Here is a 23,952-nt window from a genome sequence, read left to right as displayed (position 1 = left end):
ATGCTGACGTCTCCCGTTCCGTTGACGTCAACATGCTACGTGAAGATAGACCAGTTAACAACGGAACAGGACACTAGTCATTCGCCGCATTCCGCGGCACGAATGTGAACCAGACGAGTGGTTACGATTCGCACCGTTTCGAAAATGCCCTCAGGGCAATCTCCGCACCGGCTTACTCGCAGGTGGTTTTTGCCAAGCGAGCAATATTCCTGCTTCTCCACAAGCGTTGTTTACTTCGGTCAAGTCTGCATCATCGACCGTCCAGAGCCACATATTGTTTGGAATACTTCTCAAAGAACCTCGAGATGAGTCAGATACAATCCACTCCCTCAATGAAATACCGTCTACGCAAATTTTCAAGTGATTCTCGTTAAGCACATTCAACGGATAAATCATCCTGAGTCTTTCCCGCTCATAACTCGCCGAGCCAGGCACCCGACCGGGGAGTTCTCGCGTGAAAAGCGACGTATTCTCAAACGGGAAAATCCTGACCAAATTCACCCCAGTCGAGTATTTATAAGCAATCGACGATTTTTCCGCATCGTACGCGATGGCGTATTTGCAACTCAATCTCGCCACAACGTTCTCAAGAAATTTCTCTATTTCTTTATTTATCTCGCACACCGCCCTCTCGATCTGCACATCGATAAATGACAACCCCCCAAATTCCGGGACATTACAACCAAACGAGATAGTCGGAACGTCAACCGTTTTTTCGTCACTGAATACCTGAAATGCGGAAACCTCCCCGGTCGATATTTTTGACCTCAGATCGGGAAGAGACGTTTCTTGATCGTCAATAGTTCTCTCCGCACCGCGAACGACGAATTTCAAAAACACCGCCCTCGTTGCCGCCGAACCTAATTGACGAAATAGATCTTCAGCCACCTCTAGAGTGGAGACGACCTGAGTCGGACTAGTCCCATAAACTACGATTCCAGTGCTCATATTCCTTCAAATCCCTGATATCAAATTATCCAAATCCGCCTTTATCATCCGCGCATCATACGGATGCTCAAACACAAGAATATCTCCGCGCGTATTTTGGGGAAGATTTTGCATTGCATCGTAGTTACGCGTTGTTAGCGTTCGCAATTTTGTCCCCATGTCGGTCCGGGAAGCCATTTCGATCGCATGCACCCTACCATTAACATCTACCGCCATAATGTCGGGGCGTCGCGCTGAAACGGCATTATCAGTAGCAAAATTGTAGGATCGATTCAGATAAATTTCCTTGAATTTCCCACTCATCGCAAGCTTGTTGGCAATCACCTCCGAGAACTGATCGTGTCCCGGTGTTCCGTCCTTCTGCCCCTTGCCGTATATCTTCGTTCCATTGACTTCCCGTTCTGGGCATTGCTGTAACCCGAATGGATCAACCCACTCGCTGGGTTCATGAACGTAGCCCTGAGTCCGGAATCCACCCGCAAGCCCGAGCGGATCAATGCTCAGATACTGGGCTGAGTCCGGGTCGTAATAGCGATGCAGGTTGTAGTGCAGGCCCAATTCTTCGTCAAACCATTGTCCCGGGAACCGCAACGTCGCATCGATGGGCACGACATCGCCATCATTAGCTGCGCCTCGTACCGGCAACACTTTCCCCCACAGTGTATGGGAGGCCTTGAAGATCCTCTTGCCACGTACGTCGAACACCGCCTTCGGCTGGCCAATCTGATCAGTCACGATAGGGTACAGACCATCATCAGTCTCCTGCGCCAGTGGCGAGAAGGTCCCTGGCTCGATATGCCACGTCACCACCTGACCGGTCGTACCATCCCGCTGCTCGACCCAGCGTTCGGCAAGCGTCGAGCCGTCCCACATGAACCTCACCGTCTCGCGGCCGCCGACTTGCTGCTTCTCAATCCGGCGATTGAAAGCGTCGTATCGATATGCCCAAACACCGCGCTCGGGCGTCACAACTCTTACGAGCCGATTCAGGCCATCCCACGTGTATCGCCACGTTTTCGGCCTGAACCCGGGCTGTTCAACCGTCTTCTCGATCGTACGGCCGCGTGCGTCGTACTGATAGCGGGCGTAGCCAATCCGTTCAGGCAGACCGCCGCGGCCATAGTGGTGGGCATCTACGGGCGCCTGCTGCCCGTGCGCCGCAATGTTCATCGCCGCGTCGTAGCGGAAGTGCTCGGTCGGCTGCAGCAGACTTTCTGCGGTGACGATCTGGCCACGTGCATCGCGCCGATACGTGAGCGTATCTATGTCGGCGTCGACTCGCTCCAGTTGTCCGGCTGCGTCGTAGTGATAGACCTGCCGCGTCAATTGCTCGAGCGCACGGGCCGGATCGGTTTGCAAGGCATCGAAAGCGGCGGCAGGCCCCGCAATCTGGCGGCGGATACGGCCGAGTGCATCGTACTGTTGCTGTGCGACAAAATCTCCCGCCTGCCGCCCGATCTCGCGCCCTAGGCCATCGCGCTGGATCGTCAGCCCTGCTACCTGCGTGAGCGCGCCCAGTGCATCATAGGCATAGGCCGTCTCCCGCCGTGGCGTCACCCGATGGCGCCGCTGCCCGTCAGCGTCATAGACGTGACGCAATAGTTCGCCATGCTGATCTTCTCCGATCAAGCGACCATTCCTGTCGTAAGCAAAGCGCGTGACATGCAAGTACTCGCCCTGGACCTCCGCCGATGCCAGTCGTCCGCTCGCATCGTAGCGGTAGACCAACTTCACGTCGCCGGCATCGATCTCGATGAGCCGGTCATACGCGTCATACGTATAGCGCCACCGACCACCGTCGGGCAGCGTCTTCGTCAGCAGACGACCGACGGCATCGCGCTCGTATTCGGTCGTGCGACCTCCCCAGTCGATCTCGGCCGCGAGACGCCCGGCCACGTCGTAGCGGTACGTGTAGGACTCGCCCAGCGCGTTGATGACCTTCGTCAGCCGGGTCGCATGGTCGTACTCGAAACGAGTTGCATGTCCAGCAGCATCGATCGAAGCCGTGACCAGATCGAACGGGCCATAGGTTCGCCGAGCTGTACGTCCGAGCGGATCGATCCACTCGACGGGCAGGCTCTCGCTGTTGTATCGCACCCTCGACACCGAGCCGTCTGGGCGCGTAACCATGCTTAACAGGCCGCGCGGATTTACCGGGCCGTCAGCATAGTCGAAGTGAGTCACGTGCCCGTCGGGCGACGTTTCCTCCAACACGCGTCCGAATATGTCGGCCTTGCGCCCGAAGTGTGCTCCACCTGGCAATACAATGTCAGTCAGCCGCAACCGATCATCGTAGTCCAAGCGCGTCTCGCGATCGCCCTGAACCACCCGCAGTAGTTCGCCTCGGGGGCCGTAGCGATAGGTCGTCTTGGTGCCGTCCGGCTCGGTGCGTGCGATCAACCGGTGTAGATGATCATATTCGAGCCGGAGCCGGCCCCCGTTCGGCAAGCGCACCCCGGTGAGGCGCTGCTCGTCGTCATAGTCAAAGCCAACCGTCCTCCCCGAGCTTTCCACGACCGAAGTCAGTTGACCGCGCTCGTCGTATCGATAGTCCGTCCGTCGCCCAAGCGGATCGATCCGAGCCATCAAACGACCAAGTTCCCATTCGGAGCAAGTGCAATGGCCGAGCGGATCGGTTTCGGCCGTTACGAGACCTTCGTCGTTATAGTCGTAGGTCCACTCTCCATCGACATCGATCACGCGCGTACGACCGGCTTCGTAGATGAACCGACCTGTGTGATAACCCTGCTGCGTGCCAGTCTCGACTACACGACCAGCGGTGTCGTACCGATATCGAACATCGGTCTGATCCGTATCCCGCCATTGGGTCATCCAGCCGTGTTCGGCGTACGCGTAATAGAACTGGCCAAACTGGAAGCTCGCCACGTGGGTAAGCATGCCGTTCTGGTAGCCGTAGTCCACAAGCGTTCTGGAACCACCGCTCGCATCATGGAGAACGATCCGTTGCAGCCGACGGTCGCGCCCGGGATAGGCGATCTCGAGCCGATAGCCATCGCTATGGGCGATGCCACTCAAACGGTCAGCAATATCGTAGGAAAGAACGATCTTGTTGCCGTCGAGGTCTTCAATCCGTTCAAGGCGGGACGAACGCCCCTCGGCGAGTGGAGCGAAAATACGCAGTTGCCGCGTATCGCGATCGAAAATGCGCGGTTCGAGCCGACTTCCGACCAGCCGATAACGCGGCTCGCGCAAGTTGATGCCGTTGAGCGCCATATCCGGCGCGTCGAAGCCGATCGCAAGGCCGGCGCCGTCGTGGAATCTCACGAAGCGGCCACCATCGAACGTCAATTGCTGCGACCAGTTGTCCGACCAGCGGTGACCGAGCAATCCATGATCATCCGATCGAGTCCGATAGCGTCGTTTGAACTCAAGTGGCAAGATTCCGGGAATGGCAAGATCCGTACGGATTTCCAGCATTTCTCCGGATACCGGATCGACCGGATCCTTGCACTTCGGTCGATTCTCGTCCTTGATACCCCTTTGTTCCGCAGATCGGGTAGGCTCAGGTCTGAATTTTTCGCGCAGCCCCTTGCCGGCAAACTTTCCCGCCCCACCGCCTACTAGCCCCCCGAGCAAACCCGCCAGAAATTCCTCAGTCGCAGACAGCTCCGGATTCTTCGGACCATAATTTCCGGTCGTCTTGTCGATCCAGATGCTGTTGCGCCCCGAATTGACTTTGCCGCTACAGTGAGTCTCGTGGCCGATCCGCACCAGCGGCAGGCCGTTGACGAACACGGTTTTGCTGCCGTCGACGAGTGCCTGCGGCACGCCGGAATGGTGATCGCATTTCACCAGGTCCGTGACGCGCGCCACTTTCTTACCTTCAAAGTACACGTTGCTCGAACCGGTGACGATCTCGCCACAGTTGGTGCCCATACTTTGGCTGGCCGACGCAAGCGCACCACCCAACGTCAGGCCGCCCGCCATGCACGCCCCGACGATGAGCGCCCCGGCGAGCCCGCCTGTTGCCACGGTCGCCGCCACTGCCACGCCAATCGCGACCCCGACGGCAATGCCGGCGAGAATCCCCATAAAACCTGACGAGTGTGCGATTCGATCGCCAACGCATGCAGGGTGTGGATCGCCTCGGCCGATGGTGAGGCCCAGTGCGTCGCCAACCTGCGTGAACTCCTTTGACAGCCATCCGGTCACGCCAACCTTGTCGAGCGCCCAAGCTCCACCGACTGCAATCGCCAGCGGGAGCATCACGGTACCCGCCGCAACCGCGCCCGCCCCCAGTGCCGCCCCGCCGGTCGCACCACCCGCCAGCGCTGTACCGGCCGCACCCAGCCCGGCGGCCGTCCCCTCGATGGCGGTCAGGCCCGCGTCGGCGCCAAGCATCCCATAATTGAGGTGCTCGTAAAACGGCTGCTCGGCCGCTTTCGCGGCTTCGCCGTCCTCCAGCTTGGCGATCTGATCGAGACGTTCCTGTGCGCTTCCGCTCGGCTCGTTGTAATTCGGCGTGTCCGACATTGCATCCTCAGACCGGATCGCGCAACTGAAGGCTCTGAATCACCGCCCGGATTTGTTCGCGCTGTGTGTCGCTGAGCGTACCGGGCGCAGTGAAGGTAAGCATCAGCACAACCTGCCCGTATTCCACCATCGTCAGCCGCTGGTGAATGCGTGCCTGGTTGTTCGCCCAGGTAAACTCATGCACGTGCGCAGCGCGTCCGGATACCGTGGCATCTTCATTTGCAACCTCGGCGTAATCTGGAACCTGCTTCGCCACCTTCCGGATTTCGCTCGTTACATATTCGGCGAACTTCATGCCCCACGGAAGTCGCTCGCGCGTGATCACGAAACTCACGCCCTCCGTGCCAGTCGCTGCCGACACAAATACGTTCATTGTTTTGTCCTGCCACTCCACGGGCAGCGCCAACGTGCCTTCCTGCATCTGGTACATGCTTTGTTATCCTTATCGGTGTTAGCCGTTCTTCGGATTGATGTCGGTTCGAGCAGCCTGGATATTGATGTTGCTGTCATCCAGGTGGATCACCGACTCGCCTTTATAGATATCAATAGAATCGGCAGTCATGTGGATCCGCGTGCCGCCATCGCCGCCGATCTTGATCCAGAGTTCTTTCGCTTCCAGTGTGTGCACGCCCTGCGGAGTCTGATGCAGCGTATTGCCCTGCACTACGACGTCCGACAGGTTGCCGACTGCGACAGCCGTCGTATGGTTGCCCTTGCCAACCTCGACGGTCCGGTCGCCTTTGAGAACTTGAGTCCACTGCGCGTCCTCGACAACGGTATGCATGTCTTTCTGCGCATGCATGTAGAGCATCTGCGCACCATTGACGTCGCTCATCAGCAACTCGTTCGACCCCGCACCCTTATGCGTCTGGCTCTTGATCCCCATCGTCTGGCCGGCCGCGCCGTGATACGGGTTGCCCTGCTCGCCGTTGAACACGCGGCCGACGATCACCGGGTTATCCGGATCGCCCTGATTGAACGCCACCAGCACTTCCTGCTTGATCCGCGGAATCGCGGCCGCGCCCCAGCCGTCGCCCGCCCACGGCTGCGACACGCGCACCCACATCGAATCGGAGCCGTCCTTCTTGCCGCGCCGGTCCCACGGGAAATGCACCTTCACCGCGCTGCCGTTCGTATAGATTTCCTCGCCCTTCGGCCCGACGACGATCGCCGAATGCGTGCCGTGAATCACCGGCTTCGGCGTCGCGCGCGGCGCACGGTACGGGATCTTCTTCGGCAGCAGCGAGAAGCTGTTGCGGTACGGTAGCTTCGCGCTGTGCTGCGTGTAGTCGTTCACGGCCTCGTGACGCACGTGCAGGATCACGTACTCCTGGTTGTTTTCGAGCACCGGGTGGTTCGCGACGGCGACGGTGCCCGCCGTGGTCATGCGCCACGCATAGCCGCTGCCCGTATAGCGATGCGCCTGCGCCTCCTCGGCCTCCATCGCGAAACGCGCGTAGCGGTTACCGTCGTCGCCGTGGTCGTACAGCGACTGGTGCTCGAACCGCTCGGTCGCGTCGAGCCGTGCGTGCTTGAGGTTCTGCGGGCCCGCCTCCACCAGCATCAGCGGCGACGACGGATTCTGGTGATTGAAGTCGCGGAACGTGATCTTGCCGACGCCGAAACGCCGGCCTTCGTGCAATTGATCGATGCCGCTGTCCTCGCTCGCCTCGGTCGCCGCGAACGGCACGGTGGCGAGCCCGTCGATCGGGCGGAACAGCAGGTTCGTGTCGCCGATCACGAGAAAATGCTTGTCCTTCTCGTAGCGGTGCGTCCACACGAGCCCCTCTTGCTCCATCAGCCGCGCGCAGAAGTTGTAGTAGCTCTCCTGGTACATCACGACGTATTCGAGCGGCTTCTGGCTCGTCCGGATGTCGAACACGAAATCGGAAAAACCGTGTTCCTGGAAGATTTCGGTGAGGATGTCCTGCGCGGTCTTGTTCTGGAAGATCCGGCAGTCGGTGGAACGCGTGAGGAACCAGAACCACGGCACGGCCGTCAGGTGGTATTGCGTGACGTTCCCGGGGTTGCCGGCGCGGTCGAACGACGCGACGTAGCCGTCGAAGTAGCGGTCGTTGTCGCCGGTGCCCGACGCCACGACGCGTTCGAGGGTCGACAGGCGCGCCTGCTGGTCGAAGCGGATCTTGACCTGCTGGCCGATCAGATCGTCCGGGCGCAGGTCGTGGCGATGCGACAGCAGGTCGAGGTGGATCTCCGGCAACCGGTTCACATGCTCGTCGATGACAGCCGCGCTGACGAGCAGCACATCCGGGCCGAGCGGCGTATCGAGCGTCACGTAGCGGTTGAGCTGGGTCAGGCGCGCGGGGTTGGCGGCGCCGTTGATCGCCTCGGCAATCGCGCCGGGCGTCTTCTCCATCAGCGAGAAGCCGGTCTGTGCGAGTTGCAGCGCGCGCTGGACGGTGTCGACGTGCCCGGCCAGCCCTGCGAGCGGCCCGAGACTGCCGGCCACACTCGACGCGACCGGGCCGGCGAGGCCCCCGAGCGCGCTCAACGAGCCGAGCGCACCACCGCCCAATCCATTGGGAATACCCCCGTTCGGAGCGAAACTCATTGTTGTTCCTTGCGTGTGATCTCAGGTTCCGTTAGCCGGCTCGCCGGCCCGAAGCCTCGATAATGTAGGGTAAAACCCGGCGGCTTGAAAGACGTCCGCAAACGTTTTCGTTCGGGCCCTGAAAATCGGGAAACTAGACCAGTGGCTGGGTGCCCGGACGCGGCGCCCCACGCCGAAGCACCGCACCGGTAGCGGCCGAAAACAGCACGACCTGCACGAAGCTCGTGACCGGCACGTAGGGCGCGAAAAACCGGTCCATCACGTGCGCGAATCCGCTCAGGCTGAACGCGGCGAAACGCTGCTCGTCCACGACCAGCCGCACCTCCAGCCCGTGCACGAACGCCGATGCCGGCTTGCCGGGCAGCCAGCCCCGCACGCGCACGGTCGACAACGACACGATCGCATCGAAGCGCCGGCCGGCGTCCATCGAGTTCTCCGCCCAGCGCGCGCAAAGCCGCCTGAGCTGGGTCAGGCCGCCCTTGTCCAGCCGGACCGCCTGCGGCACGAGAAGCGACAGCAGATCCCACAGCTCCCCATGGCGGAAAGCGGTCGGCCGGCTCGCGGTCGGCCGGTTCAGCAACATGACCGTTCCCGCCGGATCGCCCGCGGGCAACGCCAGTTCGCGCTCGCGCATCGCGGACAGATCGCCCTGCGTGCAGGACAGCCGGATCTCCAGCTTGCGATGGCCGGGGTCGGCAGGTCGCCCGTCCTGGTCAACGAGTTCCAGTTCGACACCGCGGAGCGATTCGGCAGCGTCGGCCGGGGACGGCGCCGGGCGCGCGTCCGTCTCCTTGGCGCGCGGATCGGCGGGTTCCTTCGGTGCCCGCCTTGCCTCGTCGTGCAACACCGTCCAGAACAACCCGGCACGCCTGTCCGTGCCATGGCTTAGCGACCGAAACGGCGCCAGCGTCGACGTTCCCGAGTCGCAAACATGACGCACGGCATCGATCGACCAGATAGCGGTGCGCGGCGCGCCCGCCTGCGCGAGCGCCCTCACCGCATAGTGCGCGCAACCCGCGCGCGTCTCGATCGGCTGGGCCTCGTCCTGAAACAGGTTGACGATCGGCGTACAAAACAACCGGACGTGGTCGGCCGTGGCGGCGGCCAGGCGCCGGGCGCGGTGCGAATCCGGATGCACGCCCGCGATCGCGAGGTGAAGCGCGACGCGACGGCTGCCGCCGGCGATTCGCTTGATCTTCCGCATGTCCACGTCGACAAAGTCGAAACGCTCCGGCATCGCGCAATACGCCATCAGCAAATGGAGCGGCCAAAGCGCCTCGTCCGGCCGCACGTCGAGCAGCGCATCGGCAGGATCGAAGCCGGCGGCCGTGAACGTTGCCTCCGGCAGACGCTTCCAGCGCGTCGAATCGCCTGCTTCGGCAAAGCTTCGGCCAGCAAGGAGCAACGCGGCGTCGGTGAGCGCCGCGACGATTTCGCGCGCGCCGGTGAAATGCACGCGCACGGTGTCCGGCACGATGGCGAAGGTGGCGTTCGGCGTGGTGAGCTCGAACGTGAAAGTCAGCAAGCCGGTAGCTTCCGCAGGCCACGCGACGTCGCGTGGCGCGATCGACGATGTCGTGTAACGCACCGACGACACCGTGAGCGGCACGACCGCGACGTCGTCCGCGACGCGGAATACTTCCTTGCCGATGGGCGCGATCAGCTTGTCGCCGCGCGACACGACGCGCGGCGCAGTCAGGTCGCTGCTGCGGTCGCCCAGAAATTGCGCAATCGCGCATGAAGGAAACGGGCGCAGGAAAACACCGTGCAGCGTGTCGAGAAAACCGTGCGTAAACGCCGGCACGTCATCTTCGATGCGCATGTCGTGGCTCGCCGCCATCAATGCGAACGACTGCAACAGGCGTTCGACGTGCGGATCGTCCGAATGCTCGCCGTTGATCGCCAGCCGGGCGGCAATTTTGGGGAAGCGCTGGGCAAACGTCTGCACTGAACGGCGCAGCAGCGTCAGTTCACGCTCGAAGTGCGGCAGCAGATCCTTGGGTTCGATGGCCATCCTCGTTCCGTCCGTCGCCGCATGTGCGTATGACGATGCGGCGTTCAAAAAGGCGGAACGATTTTATTGGGACCACCTATTGTTTCATTCGCGACGCATCGACCGGGCGTCATTTCTGCGATGACGAATACTGCCGATGCCGCGCCTGAATGCCGCGAACATCAAGGCTCGCCGCTTGCAAACGGCCGCTCGGGCACTTTCGCGTCAATGGTGGCGAACCGTTACAGCGGACGGCACGGCGTGCGTGTCGGCGCGTCTACACACACCACCCATGCGCGGCGTGCCACCTCACCGCGGCGAGACCACAATCGCCGCCCGCCGATTCTGCGCGCGCCCTGCGGGCGTCCTGTTATCGCCCACCGGATCGCGCTTCCCTTTGCCGGCAATCGCGATCTGCTTCGCGTCGAGCCCGACGTCGACCAGTTCGATCGCCACCGCCTCCGCCCGCCGCCTCGACAATTCGATGTCGTACTTCTCCGTGCCCTCGTTATCCGAATACCCATAAACCCGCACGCCGTTGATGCCCGCCGACCGCAACGTTCGCCCGATCCGTTCGACGATCCGTCTGACATCCGGCTTGAGGTTGTATCGATCGAAATCGAACAGAATCGGCCCGGTCGAACCGAACTCGAACCCCTGCCCGGTCTCCTGGAACCCGGCCGACTTCAGCGCCGTCACCTGCGTCTGCGTCAGCCCCCGATGAAGCGGCGGCGGCGTGTTGCAGCCCCCCAGCAGCATGCACAGCAGCAGCGCACTCCCGACGCACATCCGCCCCGTGCTCACAGGAAACGAGTGGTTCATTTCGCATCCCCTTCCATCGCGCCCGCTCTGCAAGCGCTTCTTTTAACCGCCGCCGCGGCCTCGCCCGCGGCGCGAGTCGATCGACATCACACCGGCCCTGCCACGCTCTCCGCCAGTTGCCACGATCCCGGCCGCGCGCGCTTGGCGCGGTACATCGCGATATCCGCCGCGCGCAGCAGGCCGCTCGCGTCGGATGCGTGATCGGGAAACAGCGCAACGCCGGCACTCATCATGGTGGCCACCACGCGGCCGTCGGACAGCTCGATCGACGGCGCCATGCCGGACAGAATCTCGTCGGCGATCCGGCACACGCTGCCCGCTTCAGGCACCGCCGCCAGCATCACCGCAAATTCGTCGCCGCCCAGGCGCGCGACGAGATCGGCCTCGCGCACCCGCGTGCGCAGCCGCGACGCGATGCCGATCAGCACCGCGTCGCCCGCATCGTGACCGAGACCATCGTTGATCTCCTTGAAGCGGTCGCAGTCGAGATAGAGAACCGCGACCCGCTGCCCCGTCAACGTGGCGTCGCACAGCGCCAGCGCGAGACGCGATTCGAACTGCACGCGGTTGGGCAACCCGGTGAGCGCATCGTGCGTCGCCTTGTGTTCGAGCGACGCGTTCTCGTCGCGCAGCGTGTTCTGCCAGTCTTCGAATTCGTCGAGCAATGCGTTGAAGTCGTCGCCGAGCTGGTTCAGTTCGGCGATCGCCGCCGGCTCGACGCGCCGCGCGAACGCACGCTCGCGCCGCACCGCGTGCGCGACGCCCGCCAGCGCGCGCAGCGGCGAAACGATGTTGCGCAGCAGGCGCTTCGAACTGACGTACGCACCGAACACGCTGACGGCCAGGCAGCCGAGAATGCCGCCGACGCCGCCGAGCAGGAAGCCGAAGAACTGGTGCCCGCGGCCGCGCACGACGACGTGGCCGACGATGATGCCGTCGTGCATCACCGGGACGGTCACCGGCCCGGGCAGCGCCACGTCGGCGACCGCGCGCTCGAGCCGCGCGATCCCGCTTCCGGCCGGCAGCTGCCACGTGGCGAACAGTTGCCCGTTGCTGTCGGTGACGACCACCTGCGCGACGTCCTCGTCGCCGGCGATCATGCCGATCGCCTCGTTCGCCGCGACGCGATCGCCGAACACGAGCGCCGCCTCGACCGTGTAACCGAGCGAGCGCGCGAGCAGGTTCAGGTTGTTGCCGGCATACGCGCGCAACGCGATCACGGCGACGACGATCAACGACACGGCGGCCATCGTCACGGCGACGAACGCGAGCCGCAAGTGTGCGCGACGCAGCACGCTTTGCAACGTCGGACGCGGCACGGGCGAAGCGGGAACGGGAAGCGAGGGCCGTGTCATGGCGTCACCGGCCGTCGTGCGAGATTGAGGACGTTCGGATGCACGCGCACGCCGCTGCGCGCGACGGCATCGAGGTTGATGTCGAACGACACGCGATCGCCGTCGACGTCGAGGCAGAACATGCCGCCCGCGGTGCAGGACGGATCGCGTTCCGCGATCGTCAGCACCGGATGGCCGGCCAATGCGGCTCTCACCCGCGCGCGCTCGTCGTTGTTCAAGGCGCCGAGATAGACGACGTCGCATGCGATGCCGAGCGACGGATCGTCGAAGCGGACGCGTTGCACGTCGAGCAGCGTCGAGCCGGCCTGCAGCGTGTCGGTCAGGCCGCGCGCGTAGTCGGGGCGCCCGGTGATGCACAGATGCAGGCGCACGGGCGTCGTCGGCCAGCGCGTGAAGCTGATGATGCCGAGTACGACGTGGCGCACGGCCGCGTCATGTGACGAAATGGCGGGATCGGCCGGGCTCGCGGCGGCGGCGGCGATGAGCCCATTGTCGGCCGGGCCGTCCGTATCGGCGAACGCTCCGGCGAGCACGGCAGGCGCGGCGCCCAACACGCAAACGATTGCGAACAACGCGTGGCGCAGCGAAGTGATCCGGCCGGGCCGGCGCGTCGTCCGTGCGGCGCCCTGCGCCGCGCCCGTCGGCGTCGCTGCCGTCGCAAGACAGGCAGCAGCCGCACACACTTTCGCTTCCATGATCGCAACATCCGCCGGCATCGCTCTGGCGCTGCCTCCTGCCTCCCTCCATGCGCGCAAGCACCGAACGACGCGCACGATTTCTTCATCTTAGGTAAAAATTCGGATCACCAAGCAGTGGGAAACACCCGCGAAAAACACCCTGAATGGTATGGATCCGGTGCCGCGGCACGACGAGGCTGGCAATCGCGTCGACCGAAGCCGATCGGGTGTCGACGCGTGCAGATTGATCAGTGGATTGGACGCCCGTGCGCGGAAAACCTCATACGTTCCCACGCGTCAGGTGAGCGCCGGCAAATCGAATGACATCTCGCAACGGCTTTCGGGTCGGCCGGAACACTGCATTCGCAACCGGAGAAGTCGCGCGTGCGGCACGCGGCATGGACCTACGGTTGTATGCGCACCGGCCCGAAACGACGCACCAGGTCGTCATCGCTTGTCGGCTTCCTCGACGAAAATCTCGAACCACGCGTTCATCACGGCCCAGAAATCCACCGGTTCGAGTTCGGTCGGGTTCTCGTGCCACCAGATCCGCCCTGCGTCGCTCCCGTCGCCGGCGCTGTTGCGCAGGTCGAGGCACAGATAGTCGCCGCCGCCATTCTGGAACACCGTCCACACGAGATCGGGATTCACGCCGAGCTGGCGCGTCTCGTCGGGCGTCAGGTCGAGCTTGTCGGTCAACGCGGTCTGGTCGCCAATCGGCAACGGGCCCATCGAGTTGGCCGGGAAGAACGTCCAGCCGTTGTGCGTGAACTGGTAGAAGCTGCGCAGATCGTCGGGTAACGCGCGCCACAGCGGCATGTCGTCCGATACGAGCTCGCCGAGCGGCGGATGGCCGATGAAGAAGTTCAGGTCGTCCTGTTCGACCGTGTACGGATACAGCAGGCACAGATCGCCGCTCTCCTTCTGGAACACGGCGGGGCGCCGCAGCTTCTCCGCGAAGAACTGCTCGACCGCCGGCAGGCGGCCGGCGACGCCCGCCCACATCTTCGCGAGCCAGTTGCCGAGCGCGGCGTCGGGCGTATCCAGCAGCACGCGCCACGCGGTCGGCACCTGCACGTCGGCGGGAATCTCGTTCGCTGCAAGCCAGACCTGGCCGCGCAGCTTGAAGCGCTTCAGTTCGGTCGTGTAAGTCGTTGCGGAAAGCTCGATCATTGCCACTCACACCGCCGTCTTCGCCGTGTGCTGGATGTGTTCGTCCTGCGACTGCACCGAAATCGCCTTGCGCACGATGCTCGCGTGCTGGCCCTGCGTGACGATGTTCGTCTGGTTCGGGCCGTTCACGACCGTCACATGATTGTTCTGGACCGTCGGTGCGATCTTGCCGACGGCGGGATTCGCCGCCGCGGCCAATTGCATCGCGCCCGACTGCAGCGCGCCGGCAAGCGGGGACGATCCCGCGGACTCGACCAATCCGGCGATTCCTGGCAACTCTTTCATGGGCCCTCTCGCTTTCTTTTTCGATTGCCGCGGCGCATGCGACGCGGCATTACTACATGTCGGTGTCCGAAATATTAATTTCGGAATGCGTCTCCGACGAAACGCGATTCGCGGCTTTCAGGCCATCAACGCAATCGCATTCGCCAGCAGACGGACATTCGAGAAAATCGCCATCTTCTCCCACGTTTATGTCTTTTTCTTGGCGCGGTCGGCTGTCTCTCAGGGCAAGCGGCGCCATCATAACGGCCCGCCTCGGGCGAGTCCATACCTTTCAATTAAGCAGTCCCTCGAATTACGCCGGTAAGCCGGCGGTGCAGGGGGACCTGGATCTTCCGGAATGACGCAACGGGTAAATTTGGCAATTCCGCGATGCAGCATCGTACGATTTACCGATACCCCGGATCAAATGATCAACACGATCGGCGGCTTATGACAGGGTGTCGACACGTGGTGTGCAACGCATCGAGAATCGCGGGCGCCGGCGCGCGCATGCCGTCGCCATCGACGAATGTCAGTCCCGCCCGCGCCTGGCGCCCGGTTAGAATCCGGAATATCGCGAATCGTAAGTACGCATCCGGCAAGCCGAATCGGTTTTTGCGAATCGCATGACATCGCGGGTATCCTGACGGCAAGCTGTCCGTCGGCAGCCCTCCTCCGGAATTCGCCCCGACTGCAACGTCGGTTTCCAACCTGTCTCGACCGTTGTTCATTCATACCGATGGATTTCGACGTCATCGTTCTCGGCGCCGGCATCGTCGGCGTCTGCGCCGCGCTGCACCTGCAGGATCGCGGCCGCAAGGTCGCCCTCGTCGATCGCGGCGCGCCCGGCGAAGGCACGAGCTTCGGCAATGCCGGGCTGATCGAGCGCTCGTCGGTCGAACCGTACCCGTTCCCGCGCAGCCCGTTCACGCTGATGCGCTATGCGCTGAACCGCTCGACCGACCTCTACTGGCACAGCGCGTCGCTGCCCGCGTTCGCACCGTGGCTCGCGCGGTTCTGGTGGGAATCGGCGCCGCTGCGTCACGCGGCGGCCTCGCGCGACATGCTGCCGCTGATCGAGCGCTGCATCGTCGAACACGACGCGCTGATCGCGCGGGCCGGCGCCGGTGAACTGGTCCGCGCCAGCGGCTGGCTGGAAGCGTTCCGCACGCCGGCCGCATTCGAGCGCGGCGTGGCCGACGCCGGCCTCACCGCGCGCCGCCACGGGCTCGGCATCGCGCCGCTCGACGCGGCCGCGCTGCGCGCGCACGAACCGAGCCTCGCACCGGGCTTCTGCGGCGCGCTGCACTGGCTCGACCCGAAAAGCGTCGTCGATCCGGCCGCGCTCGTCAAAGCGTATGCGCAACTGTTCGTGCAGGGCGGCGGCACGCTGCTGACCGGCGACGCCGCGAGCCTCGACGCGCTGTCGCCCGGCTGGCAGGTCCGGACCGACGACGGCCCCGCGGCCGCGCCGGCCGTCGTCGTCGCGCTCGGCCCGTGGTCCGACACGGTGTTCGGCAAGTTCGGCTACAAGATCCCGCTGCGCGAGAAACGCGGCTATCACATGCACTATGCGCCGTCCGCGCGCGGCGTGCCGTCGGCGCCGATCGTCGATCGCGAATACGGCTACGTGATCGCGCCGATGCGGCGCGGGTTGCGGCTGACGACCGGCGTCGAGATCGCGCGGCGCCGCGTGCCGCCCACCGGCGTGCAGCTCGAACGCGCGGAACGCGTCGCGCGGCCGGTGTTCGGTTTCGGCGAGCGGCTCGACCCGCATCCGTGGCTCGGCTTCCGGCCGTGCACGCCCGACATGCGCCCGGTGATCGGCCCCGCGCCCGCGCATCGCGGGCTGTGGTTCGCGTTCGGGCACAACCATCACGGGCTGACGCTCGGCCCCGTCACCGGCCGCCTGCTCGCCGAGATGATGACCGGGGAAGCGCCGTTCACCGATCCGGCGCCGTATCGCGCGGATCGCTTCTGAGCGCGCGATGCCGGCCGGCGCGCAGGCCTGACGGCGTCGTGCCCGCCGCCGTCAGCGAAAACGAAGCTGGCCCCGCCCGAGCTGAGAAACGGACGCGCAGCCCATCAGCCGCATGTCCCGCTCGATCTCCGTGCGCATCAGTTGCAACGCGCGCTCGACGCCGGGCTGCCCGGCGGCGGCGAGCGGGAACAGGTAATAGCGCCCCAGCCCGACGGCCTTCGCACCGAGCGCCAGCGCCTTGAGCACGTGCGAACCCCGTTGCACGCCGCCGTCCATCATCACGTCGATCCGGTCGCCCACCGCATCGACCACCTCGGCAAGCTGGTCGAACGCGGCGCGCGAGCCATCCAGTTGCCGTCCGCCGTGGTTCGACAACACGATGCCGGTGCAGCCGATGTCCACCGCCCTGCGCGCGTCGTCGACCGACATCACGCCTTTCAGGCAAAACTGCCCGTTCCATTCCCGCACCATCGCGGCGACGTCGTCCCACGACATCGACGGATCGAGCATGTCCGTGAAGTAGCGGCTGATCGACATCGCGCCGCCGCCCATGTCGACATGCCGGTCGAGTTGCGGCAAACGGAATCGCTCGTGGGTCAGGTAGTTGATCGCCCAGGCCGGCTTCAACGCGAATTCGGTGAGCCCCGCGAGCGTCAGCCGGAACGGAATCGAGAAGCCGGTGCGCTTGTCGCGCTCGCGGTTGCCGCCGGTGATGCTGTCCACCGTCAGCATCATCACGTTCACGCCGGCTTGCCTGGAACGGTTCATCATCTCGCGGTTGAGGCCGCGGTCCTTGTGAAAATAGAACTGGTAGACCTGCGGGCCCGGGCTGATCGCACGGGCTTCTTCCAGGCTCACGGTGCCGAGCGACGACACGCCGAACATCGTGTCGAATTTCGCGGCGGCGGCGGCGACCGCGCGCTCGCCGTCATGGTGAAACAGGCGTTGCAGCGCGGTCGGCGAACAGTACACCGGCATGCCGAGCTTTTGCCCCATCACCGTCACCGACAGATCGACGTCGCGCACGCCGCGCAACACGTTCGGCACGAGATCGCAGCTTTCGAACGCGCTCGTGTTGCGTCGATACGTGGTTTCATCGTCGGCCGCGCCGTCGATGTAATTGAAGATCGGCCCCGGCAACCGTCGCCTGGCCAGCTCGCGGAAGTCGTGGAAATTGTGGCAATCGTTCACGCGCATTCGTCACACTCCATTCGGCGCGCGAGCGGCATGCCGATCGACCGGCGCGCATCGCTCGCATCGCAGCGTTCGTTCTGTCCCGGCGGCCGATACCCTCGTGCGATGCGCACGCCGCATCGGCACGCGAAAATCCGCATCGCGTCGGCCGCGGCCGACCATGCGGCGAATCGGCTCGCGCTCAGTCGAGCGCACGGCCAAAGATGCGGATCACTTCATCGAGATGCTCGGCCATCGCGCGACGCGCGGCGTCGGGGTCGCGCGCGCGGATCGCGTCGAGGATCGCGCGGTGTTCCAGCTCCGAGCGGTGCGGCATGTCGTTCGGCATGTACAGCGACTGCAGCCGCTGGAACATCGGGTCGTACTTGTGCGCCAGCAGTTGCTTGATCATCAGCGCATACGCGGCGTTGTCGCTCGCTTCCGCGATGCGGATATGGAACAGCCGGTCGCCCGGGTGCGTGAGCGAGCCGCTGCGGTTGTCGTCCTGGTTGCGCAGGAACGCTTCGTGGATACCTTCGATCTGCGCGTCCGAGCCGTGCCGCGCGGCCAGCGAAGCGGCTTCCGGCTCGATCAGCCGGCGCGCCTGCAGCAGCGCGAACGGCGGGATTTCGGTATCGAGATCGAGTGCGATGCCGAGCTCCGGATCGATCTCGACGATCGAGAACGGCGCGACCGTCCCGACCGGTGCCGGCGCGGGTTCGGGCGCGGCCGCCGTTTCAGGAAGGCGCACCTTCACGCCGTCGCCGACGCGCACGCTGACGAGCCCGCTCACCTCGAGCGCGATCAGCGCCTCGCGCACCGACGTGCGCGACACGCCGAACTGTTCGGCGAGCTCGCGCTCGGGCGGCAGATAGCTGCCCGGCGGGAAATCGCCCGACTCGATCATCGCGCTGAGCTTGTCGGCGATCTGCTGGTAGAGGCGGCGGTTCTGAATCGGCTGGATGGACATACGTTGACGCTGGTAATCGGTTTCGTTGCGGACGGCCCGACGCATCGCACAGACCGCTCGCGCCTATTCTATATGCCGCGCTTCACATCGCCCGGCACCGCGTAGCAACGCGCGGCCGTGCCGCCCCACAACGCGCCGCGCTCGGCCGCCGACAGCCGCGATTCGGCCCAGCGCTCGACGAGCGACGCCACCTCGTCATACGACGCCGCGAGCAGGCACACGGGCCAGTCCGATCCGAACATCAGCCGCTGCGGGCCGAATGCGTCGAGCGCCGCGTCGAGGCACTGCTCGATATGCCGGATGTCCTGCGCGCGCAGGCCGCGCCGCCAGTCGGCCTCGGTCACGAGCCCCGACAGCTTGCATGCGACGTGCGGCAGCGCGCCGAGCTCGCGCAGCGACGCGCGCCAGCGTGCGAACGCCGTGTCGTCGCGCCCGAACTCGGCGAGCGCCGGCTTGCCGCAATGATCGAGCACGAGCCAGTGCACATCGTGCCGCGCGCAGAACGCACGGACCGCCGGCAACTGGCGTTCGAACACGAGCACGTCGTACACGTAGCCGTTCGCCTGCAGCCACGCCACACCGCGGTTGAAGCCGGGATCGGCGACGAACGCGCCGACGTCGGCTTCGTCCTGCACCTGATGACGAAAGCCGCGCAGCTTCGGGCTGCGCCACTCGGCGACGCGGTCGGCCAGCGCGGGCGCACCGAGATCCTCCCAGCCGACCACCGCCGCGATGCGCGCGTCGTCGCGCGCGAGGTCGAGCAGGAACGCCGTCTCGTCGCGCCCGGCGCGCGCCTGCACCGCGATCGACGCGCCGAGCGCCTGCGCATGCAGTTGCGGCCAGAGCATATCGGGCAGGTAGTCGCGCGCGAGCACGCCCATGCCGGGGCCGATCCACGGATAGTCGGCCGCGCGATAACGCCAGAAGTGCTGATGCGAATCGATACGCACTGCGCCCATGATCCCCTCGTGTTCAATCGACTCGGCGGCGGCGGCGCGCATCGTCGCGATCGCCGCCGGCACGCCACGGTCAGTCGTACAACACCGCCGCGATCTTCGGATCGTCGATATTGGTCTTGTCGTACCAGTAGAAGCCGGTATCGATGACCTTCGGCAGCTTCTCGCCCTTGATCGCCTTCACGGCCGCCTCGACCGTCTTGTAGCCGATCCCGATCGGGTTCTGCGTGATCGCGCCGGCCATCAGCCCGCTGCGGATTGCATCCTTCTGCTGCTTGCCGGAGTCGTAGCCGACGATCACGACCTTGCGCTTCATCTCGCGCACGCCGTTGACCACGCCGATCGCCGAGCCCTCGTTGGTGCCGAACAGCCCCTTGAGCTTCGGATACGCCTGCAGGATCGACTTCGTTACTTCGGTCGATTTCAGCTGATCGCCTTCGCCGTACTGCACGGTCACGACCTGCACCTTCGGGTGCGCGGATTTCATCCGTTCGAGGAAGCCGTCGCGGCGGTCGATGCCGGTGCGGCTCGTCTGGTCGTGCGCGACCACGGCCACCTGCCCTTCGTCGCCGATCAGCGCGGCGAGCTTGTCGGCGGCGAGCGCGGCGGCCGCCTTGTTGTTGGTCGCGGCCGTCGTCACCGGAATGTCGCTGTCCACGCCCGAATCGAACGCGATCACCGGGATCTTCTCGGCCTGCGCCTTCTTCAGCAACGGCAGCGCGGCCTTGCTGTCGAGCGCCGCGAAGCCGAGCGCGGCCGGCTTCTTCGCAATCGCGGCCGACAGCATGTCGATCTGCTTGTCGACCATCGCCTCGGTTTCCGGCCCTTCGAACGTCACCTTCACCTTGTAGTCCTTCGCGGCCTGCGTCGCGCCCGATTTCACGGCCTGCCAGAACTGATGCTGGAAGCCTTTCGAGATCAGCGGGATGTACGTCTCCTGCGCCTGCGCGCCGGCCGTGACGCCGACGGCGAACGTCAGCCCGACGATCGCGTTCAACACCTTGCTCCTGATCACTTCGCGTCTCCTTGGTTGGTATCGACTGAAATGCCGGCCCGGCCGGCGGTGCAGCGCCTGGGTGCCCGTGTTCGTTTCTTCCTGCGCGCGTGCATCAGCGGCGGCGCCGGCGCAGAATGTCCACATAGACGGCGAGGATGATGATCACGCCCGTCACGACCGTCTGCCATTCCTGCGCGACCGACATGATGCGCAACCCGTTGGTCAGCACGCTCATGATGAACGCGCCGATGATGGTGCCGACGATGCTGCCCGCACCGCCCGACAGCGACGTGCCGCCGATCACGACGGCCGCGATCGCATCGAGCTCGTAGCCCTGCCCGAGCGCCGGCTGCGCGGAATTGAGCCGCGACGCGATCAGCAGGCCGGCGATCCCGCACACCGCGCCGCTGAACGTGTACACGGCGATCTTCCACGCGTCGACGTTCACGCCGGACAACCGCAGCGCTTCCTCGTTGCTGCCGAGCGCGAACGTGTAGCGGCCGAAGATCGTCCGATTCAGCACGATCGATGCGCCGATCGCGACGAGGAACAGGATCAGCACCGCGTTCGGGATCGGCAGCGCGGGGATCAGGTTGCCGATCAGCGAATCCTGCGCGATCGACGTGAAGCCCGGCGTATCGTTGAAGTAGATCGGCCGCGTGCCCGAGATCACGAGCGACAGCCCCTTGAGCAGCATCATCATGCCGAGCGTCGCGATGAACGGCGGCACCTTCATCTTCGCGATCACGAAGCCCGACACGCACCCCGACAGCGCGCCGAAGCACAGCGCGGCCAGGATCCCGAGCGGCAGCGGCATCCCCCACTTCGTCAACACGACGCCGGCCATCACCGCGCAGAACGTCATCAGCGTGCCGACCGACAGGTCGATGCCGGACGTGATGATCACGTACGTACACGCGACGGCCAGCACGCCGTTCACGGCGGTGGCCTGCAGGATCGACACGAGGTTGTCGACTTCGAGGAAGTTCGACGACGCGAAGCTGAAGAACACGATCAGCAGCACGAGGCTCGCGAACGCGAGCAGCTTCTGCCGCGCGGCCGGGTTGAAGAAGCGCGACTTCAGGCTCGATGCGGCGGCCGGCGTGTCGCCGGTGGCCAGGGGCGGAACGGGATGCGTATCGTTGGACATGATCGTTAGGCGTCTGAGCGTCTGATTCAGGACAACACGGTCGACTCGCGCTGCGTCGCGAGCTGCATGATCTTTTCCTGCGTGGCGTCGGCCGCGCGCAATTCGCCGGTCACGCGGCCTTCGCACATCACGAGAATCCGGTGGCTCATGCGCAGCACCTCGGGCAACTCCGACGAGATCATCACGATCGCCTTGCCGTCGGCGGCCAGCGCGTCGAGCAGCTTGTAGATCTCGCTTTTCGCGCCGACGTCGATGCCGCGCGTCGGCTCGTCGAAGAACAGGATGTCGCAGTCGCGCAGCAGCCACTTCGCGATCACGATCTTCTGCTGGTTGCCGCCCGACAGCAGTCGCGCGGGCTGCGCGACCGACGGCGTGCGGATTGCGAGCCGCCGTACGTACGACTGCGCGGCGTCGCGCATCGCGCGCGCATCGAGGAACAGGCCGCGGCGCACGAAGCGGCGCATGCTCGACAGCGCGATGTTGTTCTGCACGTCCATCCCGACCGCGAGCCCGAAGTGCTTGCGATCCTCGGACAGGTAGCCGATGCCATATTTCACCGCATCGGCGGGCGTGCGGATCGTCACGGCCCGGCCGTGCACGCGGATCTCGCCCGCGTCCACCGGATCCGCGCCGAACACCGCGCGCGCGACCTCGGTGCGGCCCGCGCCCATCAGCCCGGCGAAGCCGAGGATCTCGCCGCGCCGCAGCGTGAAGCCGACGTCGCGGATCGCGCGGCCGCGCGACAGCCCGCGCACCTCGAGCGCAATCTCGTTCGCGGACGTATCGGGCGGCGTGCGGCTTTCCGTATCGAGCTGGCGGCCGACCATCATCGAGATGATCGATTCCATCGACGTGCCCGCCATCGGCACGGTCGCGACATACTTGCCGTCGCGCATCACGGTCACGCGATCGGCGATCTGGCGCAGCTCGTCCATCTTGTGCGAGATGTACACGATGCCGACCCCGTTCGCGCGCAGGTCGCGGATGATGCGGAACAGTTCGGCGATCTCCGCGTTGTTCAGCGCGGCGGTCGGCTCGTCCATGATCAGCGCGCGCGAGTCGAACGACAGCGCCTTCGCGATCTCGACCATCTGCTGCTTCGCGACCGTCAGCCGGCCGACCGGCGTGCGCGGGTCGAGATCGAGCCGCATCCGCCGGAAGATCGCGGCCGCGTCGCGGTTGAGTTTCTCTTCGTCGACGAACACGCCGAAGCGGCCGCGCGGCTCGCGGCCGATGAAGATGTTCTGCGCGACGCTCAGGTGATTCATCAGGTTCAGCTCCTGATGGATGATGCCGATGCCGAGCGCCTGGGCGGTGCGCGGATCGGCGATCTCCACCGGGCGGCCGTCCATCCGGATCTCGCCTTCGTCCTTCTGGTACACGCCCGCGAGAATCTTCATCAGCGTCGACTTGCCGGCGCCGTTCTCGCCCATCAGCGCATGCACTTCGCCGGCACGCAAATCGAAACGGCAATCGTCGAGCGCCTGCACGCCCGGAAAGCGCTTGCCGATGCCGGTCAGCGCGATCAGCGGCGGGGCGGTGTTCGGGTTCAGGTCGGGTTGCATCGCGCGCGGCCCTCAGCTGATCGCACGATCGAGATGCGTATAGCCGCCATCGACGAACAGCCACTGGCCCGTCGTGTGCGATGCGCGCTCCGACAGCAGGAACACCGCCGTGTCGGCAATTTCGTCGGCCGTCGTGAAACGCCGGCCGAGCGGCACCTTGCCGGCAATCTCCGCGACCTTCGCTTGCGGGTCGTCGAAGCCGGCGATCCAGTTCTGGTAGAGCGGCGTCATCACTTCGGCCGGGATCACCGCGTTCACGCGCACGCCGTCGTCGCGCAACGCGACCGCCCATTCGCGCGTCAGCGCGAGCTGCGCGCCCTTCGACGCGCAATAGCCGCTCGTGTTGCCCTGCCCGGTCACGGCCGTCTTCGACGAGATGTTGACGATCGCGCCGCGCGCCGCCTTCAGATGCGGCACGCAGTAATGCGCCATCACGTAGTAGTGGATCAGGTTGCGTTCGAGCGATGCGACGAACGCGTCGCGCCCGGCGTCGAGCCCGATGCTGTCGTTGATGCCCGCGTTGTTGACGAGCCCGTCGATGCGGCCGAAGCGCGCGATGGTTTGCGCGACGCCGTCGCGGCACTGCGCGTCGTCCTGCAGTTCGACCGTGACGCACGCGGCGCGCGGCTGTTTCCGCGTGAGTTCGCGCCAGAAGCCGTCGTCCGGTGCGTGGCGCGCGAACACCACCGGTATCGCGCCTTCGCCTGCCAGCCGCATCGAGATCGCGGCGCCGATGCCCGACGCGCCGCCGGTCACGATCACGACCTTGTCTTGCAGATTCAAATCCACTTCGCGTCTCCGTCGTTCATGTTGTCGCCGTGCACGGCGCGCGGGGTGCGCCCGACGCGCACAGCGCGCGCCG

Annotated in this window: 18 protein-coding genes; 1 reads left to right on the top strand and 17 read right to left on the bottom strand. The window is 64.8% G+C overall.

What is annotated here, in order from left to right; genetic code table 11:
- Positions 1-150 precede the first annotated feature (150 nt).
- From C5F75_RS36395 to C5F75_RS18580, 10 genes are all read right to left on the bottom strand, one after another.
- Positions 151-948, bottom strand: coding sequence for a hypothetical protein (locus C5F75_RS36395; RefSeq protein ID WP_146075216.1), 798 nt, complete (start codon positions 946-948; stop codon positions 151-153).
- A gap of 6 nt (positions 949-954) precedes the next feature.
- A complete protein-coding gene (locus tag C5F75_RS18620; protein ID WP_060011909.1) occupies positions 955-5,442 on the bottom strand; it encodes a DUF6531 domain-containing protein in 4,488 nt (1,495 codons plus the stop codon).
- Positions 5,443-5,449: 7 nt separating this feature from the next.
- Entirely contained in the window at positions 5,450-5,872 is a 423-nt protein-coding gene (locus C5F75_RS18615) for a DcrB-related protein (protein ID WP_060011910.1), read from the bottom strand.
- A 21-nt stretch (positions 5,873-5,893) separates the two neighbouring features.
- Positions 5,894-8,014, bottom strand: a complete 2,121-nt coding sequence (locus tag C5F75_RS18610) for a type VI secretion system Vgr family protein (RefSeq protein WP_104012565.1) — start codon at positions 8,012-8,014, stop codon at positions 5,894-5,896.
- Positions 8,015-8,147: 133 nt separating this feature from the next.
- Positions 8,148-10,028 (bottom strand): type VI secretion system baseplate subunit TssF, encoded by a 1,881-nt coding sequence (gene tssF / locus C5F75_RS18605; protein WP_104012564.1) that lies wholly within the window; start codon positions 10,026-10,028, stop codon positions 8,148-8,150.
- A 288-nt stretch (positions 10,029-10,316) separates the two neighbouring features.
- On the bottom strand, positions 10,317-10,829 hold the full coding sequence (locus C5F75_RS18600; RefSeq protein WP_059584428.1) for an OmpA family protein: 513 nt from the start codon (positions 10,827-10,829) through the stop codon (positions 10,317-10,319).
- 86 nt (positions 10,830-10,915) lie between these two features.
- Entirely contained in the window at positions 10,916-12,184 is a 1,269-nt protein-coding gene (locus C5F75_RS18595) for a diguanylate cyclase domain-containing protein (protein WP_059584426.1), read from the bottom strand.
- A complete protein-coding gene (locus C5F75_RS18590) occupies positions 12,181-12,879 on the bottom strand; it encodes a YfiR family protein (protein WP_104012568.1) in 699 nt (232 codons plus the stop codon). The genes C5F75_RS18595 and C5F75_RS18590 overlap by 4 nt, the downstream gene beginning before the upstream one ends.
- 429 nt (positions 12,880-13,308) lie before the next feature.
- The gene (locus C5F75_RS18585; RefSeq protein ID WP_059584425.1) at positions 13,309-14,034 is read right to left on the bottom strand and encodes an SMI1/KNR4 family protein; all 726 of its coding nucleotides are present in this window, start codon (positions 14,032-14,034) and stop codon (positions 13,309-13,311) included.
- A gap of 6 nt (positions 14,035-14,040) precedes the next feature.
- On the bottom strand, positions 14,041-14,319 hold the full coding sequence (locus C5F75_RS18580; protein ID WP_146075215.1) for a hypothetical protein: 279 nt from the start codon (positions 14,317-14,319) through the stop codon (positions 14,041-14,043).
- A 718-nt stretch (positions 14,320-15,037) separates the two neighbouring features.
- Between C5F75_RS18580 and C5F75_RS18575 the strand changes: the two genes are divergently transcribed.
- Positions 15,038-16,279: an NAD(P)/FAD-dependent oxidoreductase gene (locus C5F75_RS18575; protein WP_104012562.1), complete on the top strand. Its 1,242-nt coding sequence runs from the start codon at positions 15,038-15,040 to the stop codon at positions 16,277-16,279.
- A 51-nt stretch (positions 16,280-16,330) separates the two neighbouring features.
- Here the strand turns inward: C5F75_RS18575 and C5F75_RS18570 are convergent, their stop codons facing one another.
- From C5F75_RS18570 to C5F75_RS18540, 7 genes are all read right to left on the bottom strand, one after another.
- A complete protein-coding gene (locus C5F75_RS18570; RefSeq protein WP_104012561.1) occupies positions 16,331-17,476 on the bottom strand; it encodes an alpha-hydroxy acid oxidase in 1,146 nt (381 codons plus the stop codon).
- Between the two features lie 178 nt (positions 17,477-17,654).
- Positions 17,655-18,422: a FadR/GntR family transcriptional regulator gene (locus tag C5F75_RS18565; RefSeq protein WP_060314314.1), complete on the bottom strand. Its 768-nt coding sequence runs from the start codon at positions 18,420-18,422 to the stop codon at positions 17,655-17,657.
- Positions 18,423-18,490: 68 nt separating this feature from the next.
- Positions 18,491-19,381 (bottom strand): L-fucono-1,5-lactonase, encoded by an 891-nt coding sequence (locus C5F75_RS18560; protein WP_104012567.1) that lies wholly within the window; start codon positions 19,379-19,381, stop codon positions 18,491-18,493.
- 70 nt (positions 19,382-19,451) lie between these two features.
- Positions 19,452-20,393: an ABC transporter substrate-binding protein gene (locus C5F75_RS18555; RefSeq protein ID WP_059502372.1), complete on the bottom strand. Its 942-nt coding sequence runs from the start codon at positions 20,391-20,393 to the stop codon at positions 19,452-19,454.
- Between the two features lie 94 nt (positions 20,394-20,487).
- Positions 20,488-21,525 carry an ABC transporter permease gene (locus C5F75_RS18550; RefSeq protein ID WP_006480700.1) on the bottom strand — a complete coding sequence of 346 codons (1,038 nt, stop codon included), beginning with the start codon at positions 21,523-21,525 and terminating at the stop codon, positions 20,488-20,490.
- A gap of 26 nt (positions 21,526-21,551) precedes the next feature.
- Positions 21,552-23,090, bottom strand: coding sequence for a sugar ABC transporter ATP-binding protein (locus C5F75_RS18545; RefSeq protein WP_059584414.1), 1,539 nt, complete (start codon positions 23,088-23,090; stop codon positions 21,552-21,554).
- A 12-nt stretch (positions 23,091-23,102) separates the two neighbouring features.
- Entirely contained in the window at positions 23,103-23,879 is a 777-nt protein-coding gene (locus C5F75_RS18540; protein ID WP_104012560.1) for an SDR family oxidoreductase, read from the bottom strand.
- Positions 23,880-23,952 lie beyond the last annotated feature (73 nt).

The organism is Burkholderia anthinoferrum (genome assembly GCF_002925705.1).
Taxonomy (GTDB): domain Bacteria; phylum Pseudomonadota; class Gammaproteobacteria; order Burkholderiales; family Burkholderiaceae; genus Burkholderia; species Burkholderia semiarida.
The sequence above is the reverse complement of the archived record's forward strand: the minus strand, read 5'-3'. Positions and strand labels throughout refer to the sequence as shown.

What these genes read in the sequence shown, in the direction of transcription:
- C5F75_RS18570 (WP_104012561.1), bottom strand. Translation starts at nt 17,476, where the DNA reads ATGCGCGTGAACGATTGCCACAATTTCCACGACTTCCGCGAGCTGGCC.
- C5F75_RS18585 (WP_059584425.1), bottom strand. Translation starts at nt 14,034, where the DNA reads ATGATCGAGCTTTCCGCAACGACTTACACGACCGAACTGAAGCGCTTC.
- C5F75_RS18575 (WP_104012562.1), top strand. Translation starts at nt 15,038, where the DNA reads ATGGATTTCGACGTCATCGTTCTCGGCGCCGGCATCGTCGGCGTCTGC.
- C5F75_RS18560 (WP_104012567.1), bottom strand. Translation starts at nt 19,381, where the DNA reads ATGGGCGCAGTGCGTATCGATTCGCATCAGCACTTCTGGCGTTATCGC.
- C5F75_RS18620 (WP_060011909.1), bottom strand. Translation starts at nt 5,442, where the DNA reads ATGTCGGACACGCCGAATTACAACGAGCCGAGCGGAAGCGCACAGGAA.
- C5F75_RS18610 (WP_104012565.1), bottom strand. Translation starts at nt 8,014, where the DNA reads ATGAGTTTCGCTCCGAACGGGGGTATTCCCAATGGATTGGGCGGTGGT.
- C5F75_RS18550 (WP_006480700.1), bottom strand. Translation starts at nt 21,525, where the DNA reads ATGTCCAACGATACGCATCCCGTTCCGCCCCTGGCCACCGGCGACACG.
- C5F75_RS18590 (WP_104012568.1), bottom strand. Translation starts at nt 12,879, where the DNA reads ATGGAAGCGAAAGTGTGTGCGGCTGCTGCCTGTCTTGCGACGGCAGCG.
- C5F75_RS18580 (WP_146075215.1), bottom strand. Translation starts at nt 14,319, where the DNA reads ATGAAAGAGTTGCCAGGAATCGCCGGATTGGTCGAGTCCGCGGGATCG.
- C5F75_RS18545 (WP_059584414.1), bottom strand. Translation starts at nt 23,090, where the DNA reads ATGCAACCCGACCTGAACCCGAACACCGCCCCGCCGCTGATCGCGCTG.
- C5F75_RS18615 (WP_060011910.1), bottom strand. Translation starts at nt 5,872, where the DNA reads ATGTACCAGATGCAGGAAGGCACGTTGGCGCTGCCCGTGGAGTGGCAG.
- C5F75_RS18595 (WP_059584426.1), bottom strand. Translation starts at nt 12,184, where the DNA reads ATGACACGGCCCTCGCTTCCCGTTCCCGCTTCGCCCGTGCCGCGTCCG.
- C5F75_RS18600 (WP_059584428.1), bottom strand. Translation starts at nt 10,829, where the DNA reads ATGAACCACTCGTTTCCTGTGAGCACGGGGCGGATGTGCGTCGGGAGT.
- tssF (WP_104012564.1), bottom strand. Translation starts at nt 10,028, where the DNA reads ATGGCCATCGAACCCAAGGATCTGCTGCCGCACTTCGAGCGTGAACTG.
- C5F75_RS18565 (WP_060314314.1), bottom strand. Translation starts at nt 18,422, where the DNA reads ATGTCCATCCAGCCGATTCAGAACCGCCGCCTCTACCAGCAGATCGCC.
- C5F75_RS36395 (WP_146075216.1), bottom strand. Translation starts at nt 948, where the DNA reads ATGAGCACTGGAATCGTAGTTTATGGGACTAGTCCGACTCAGGTCGTC.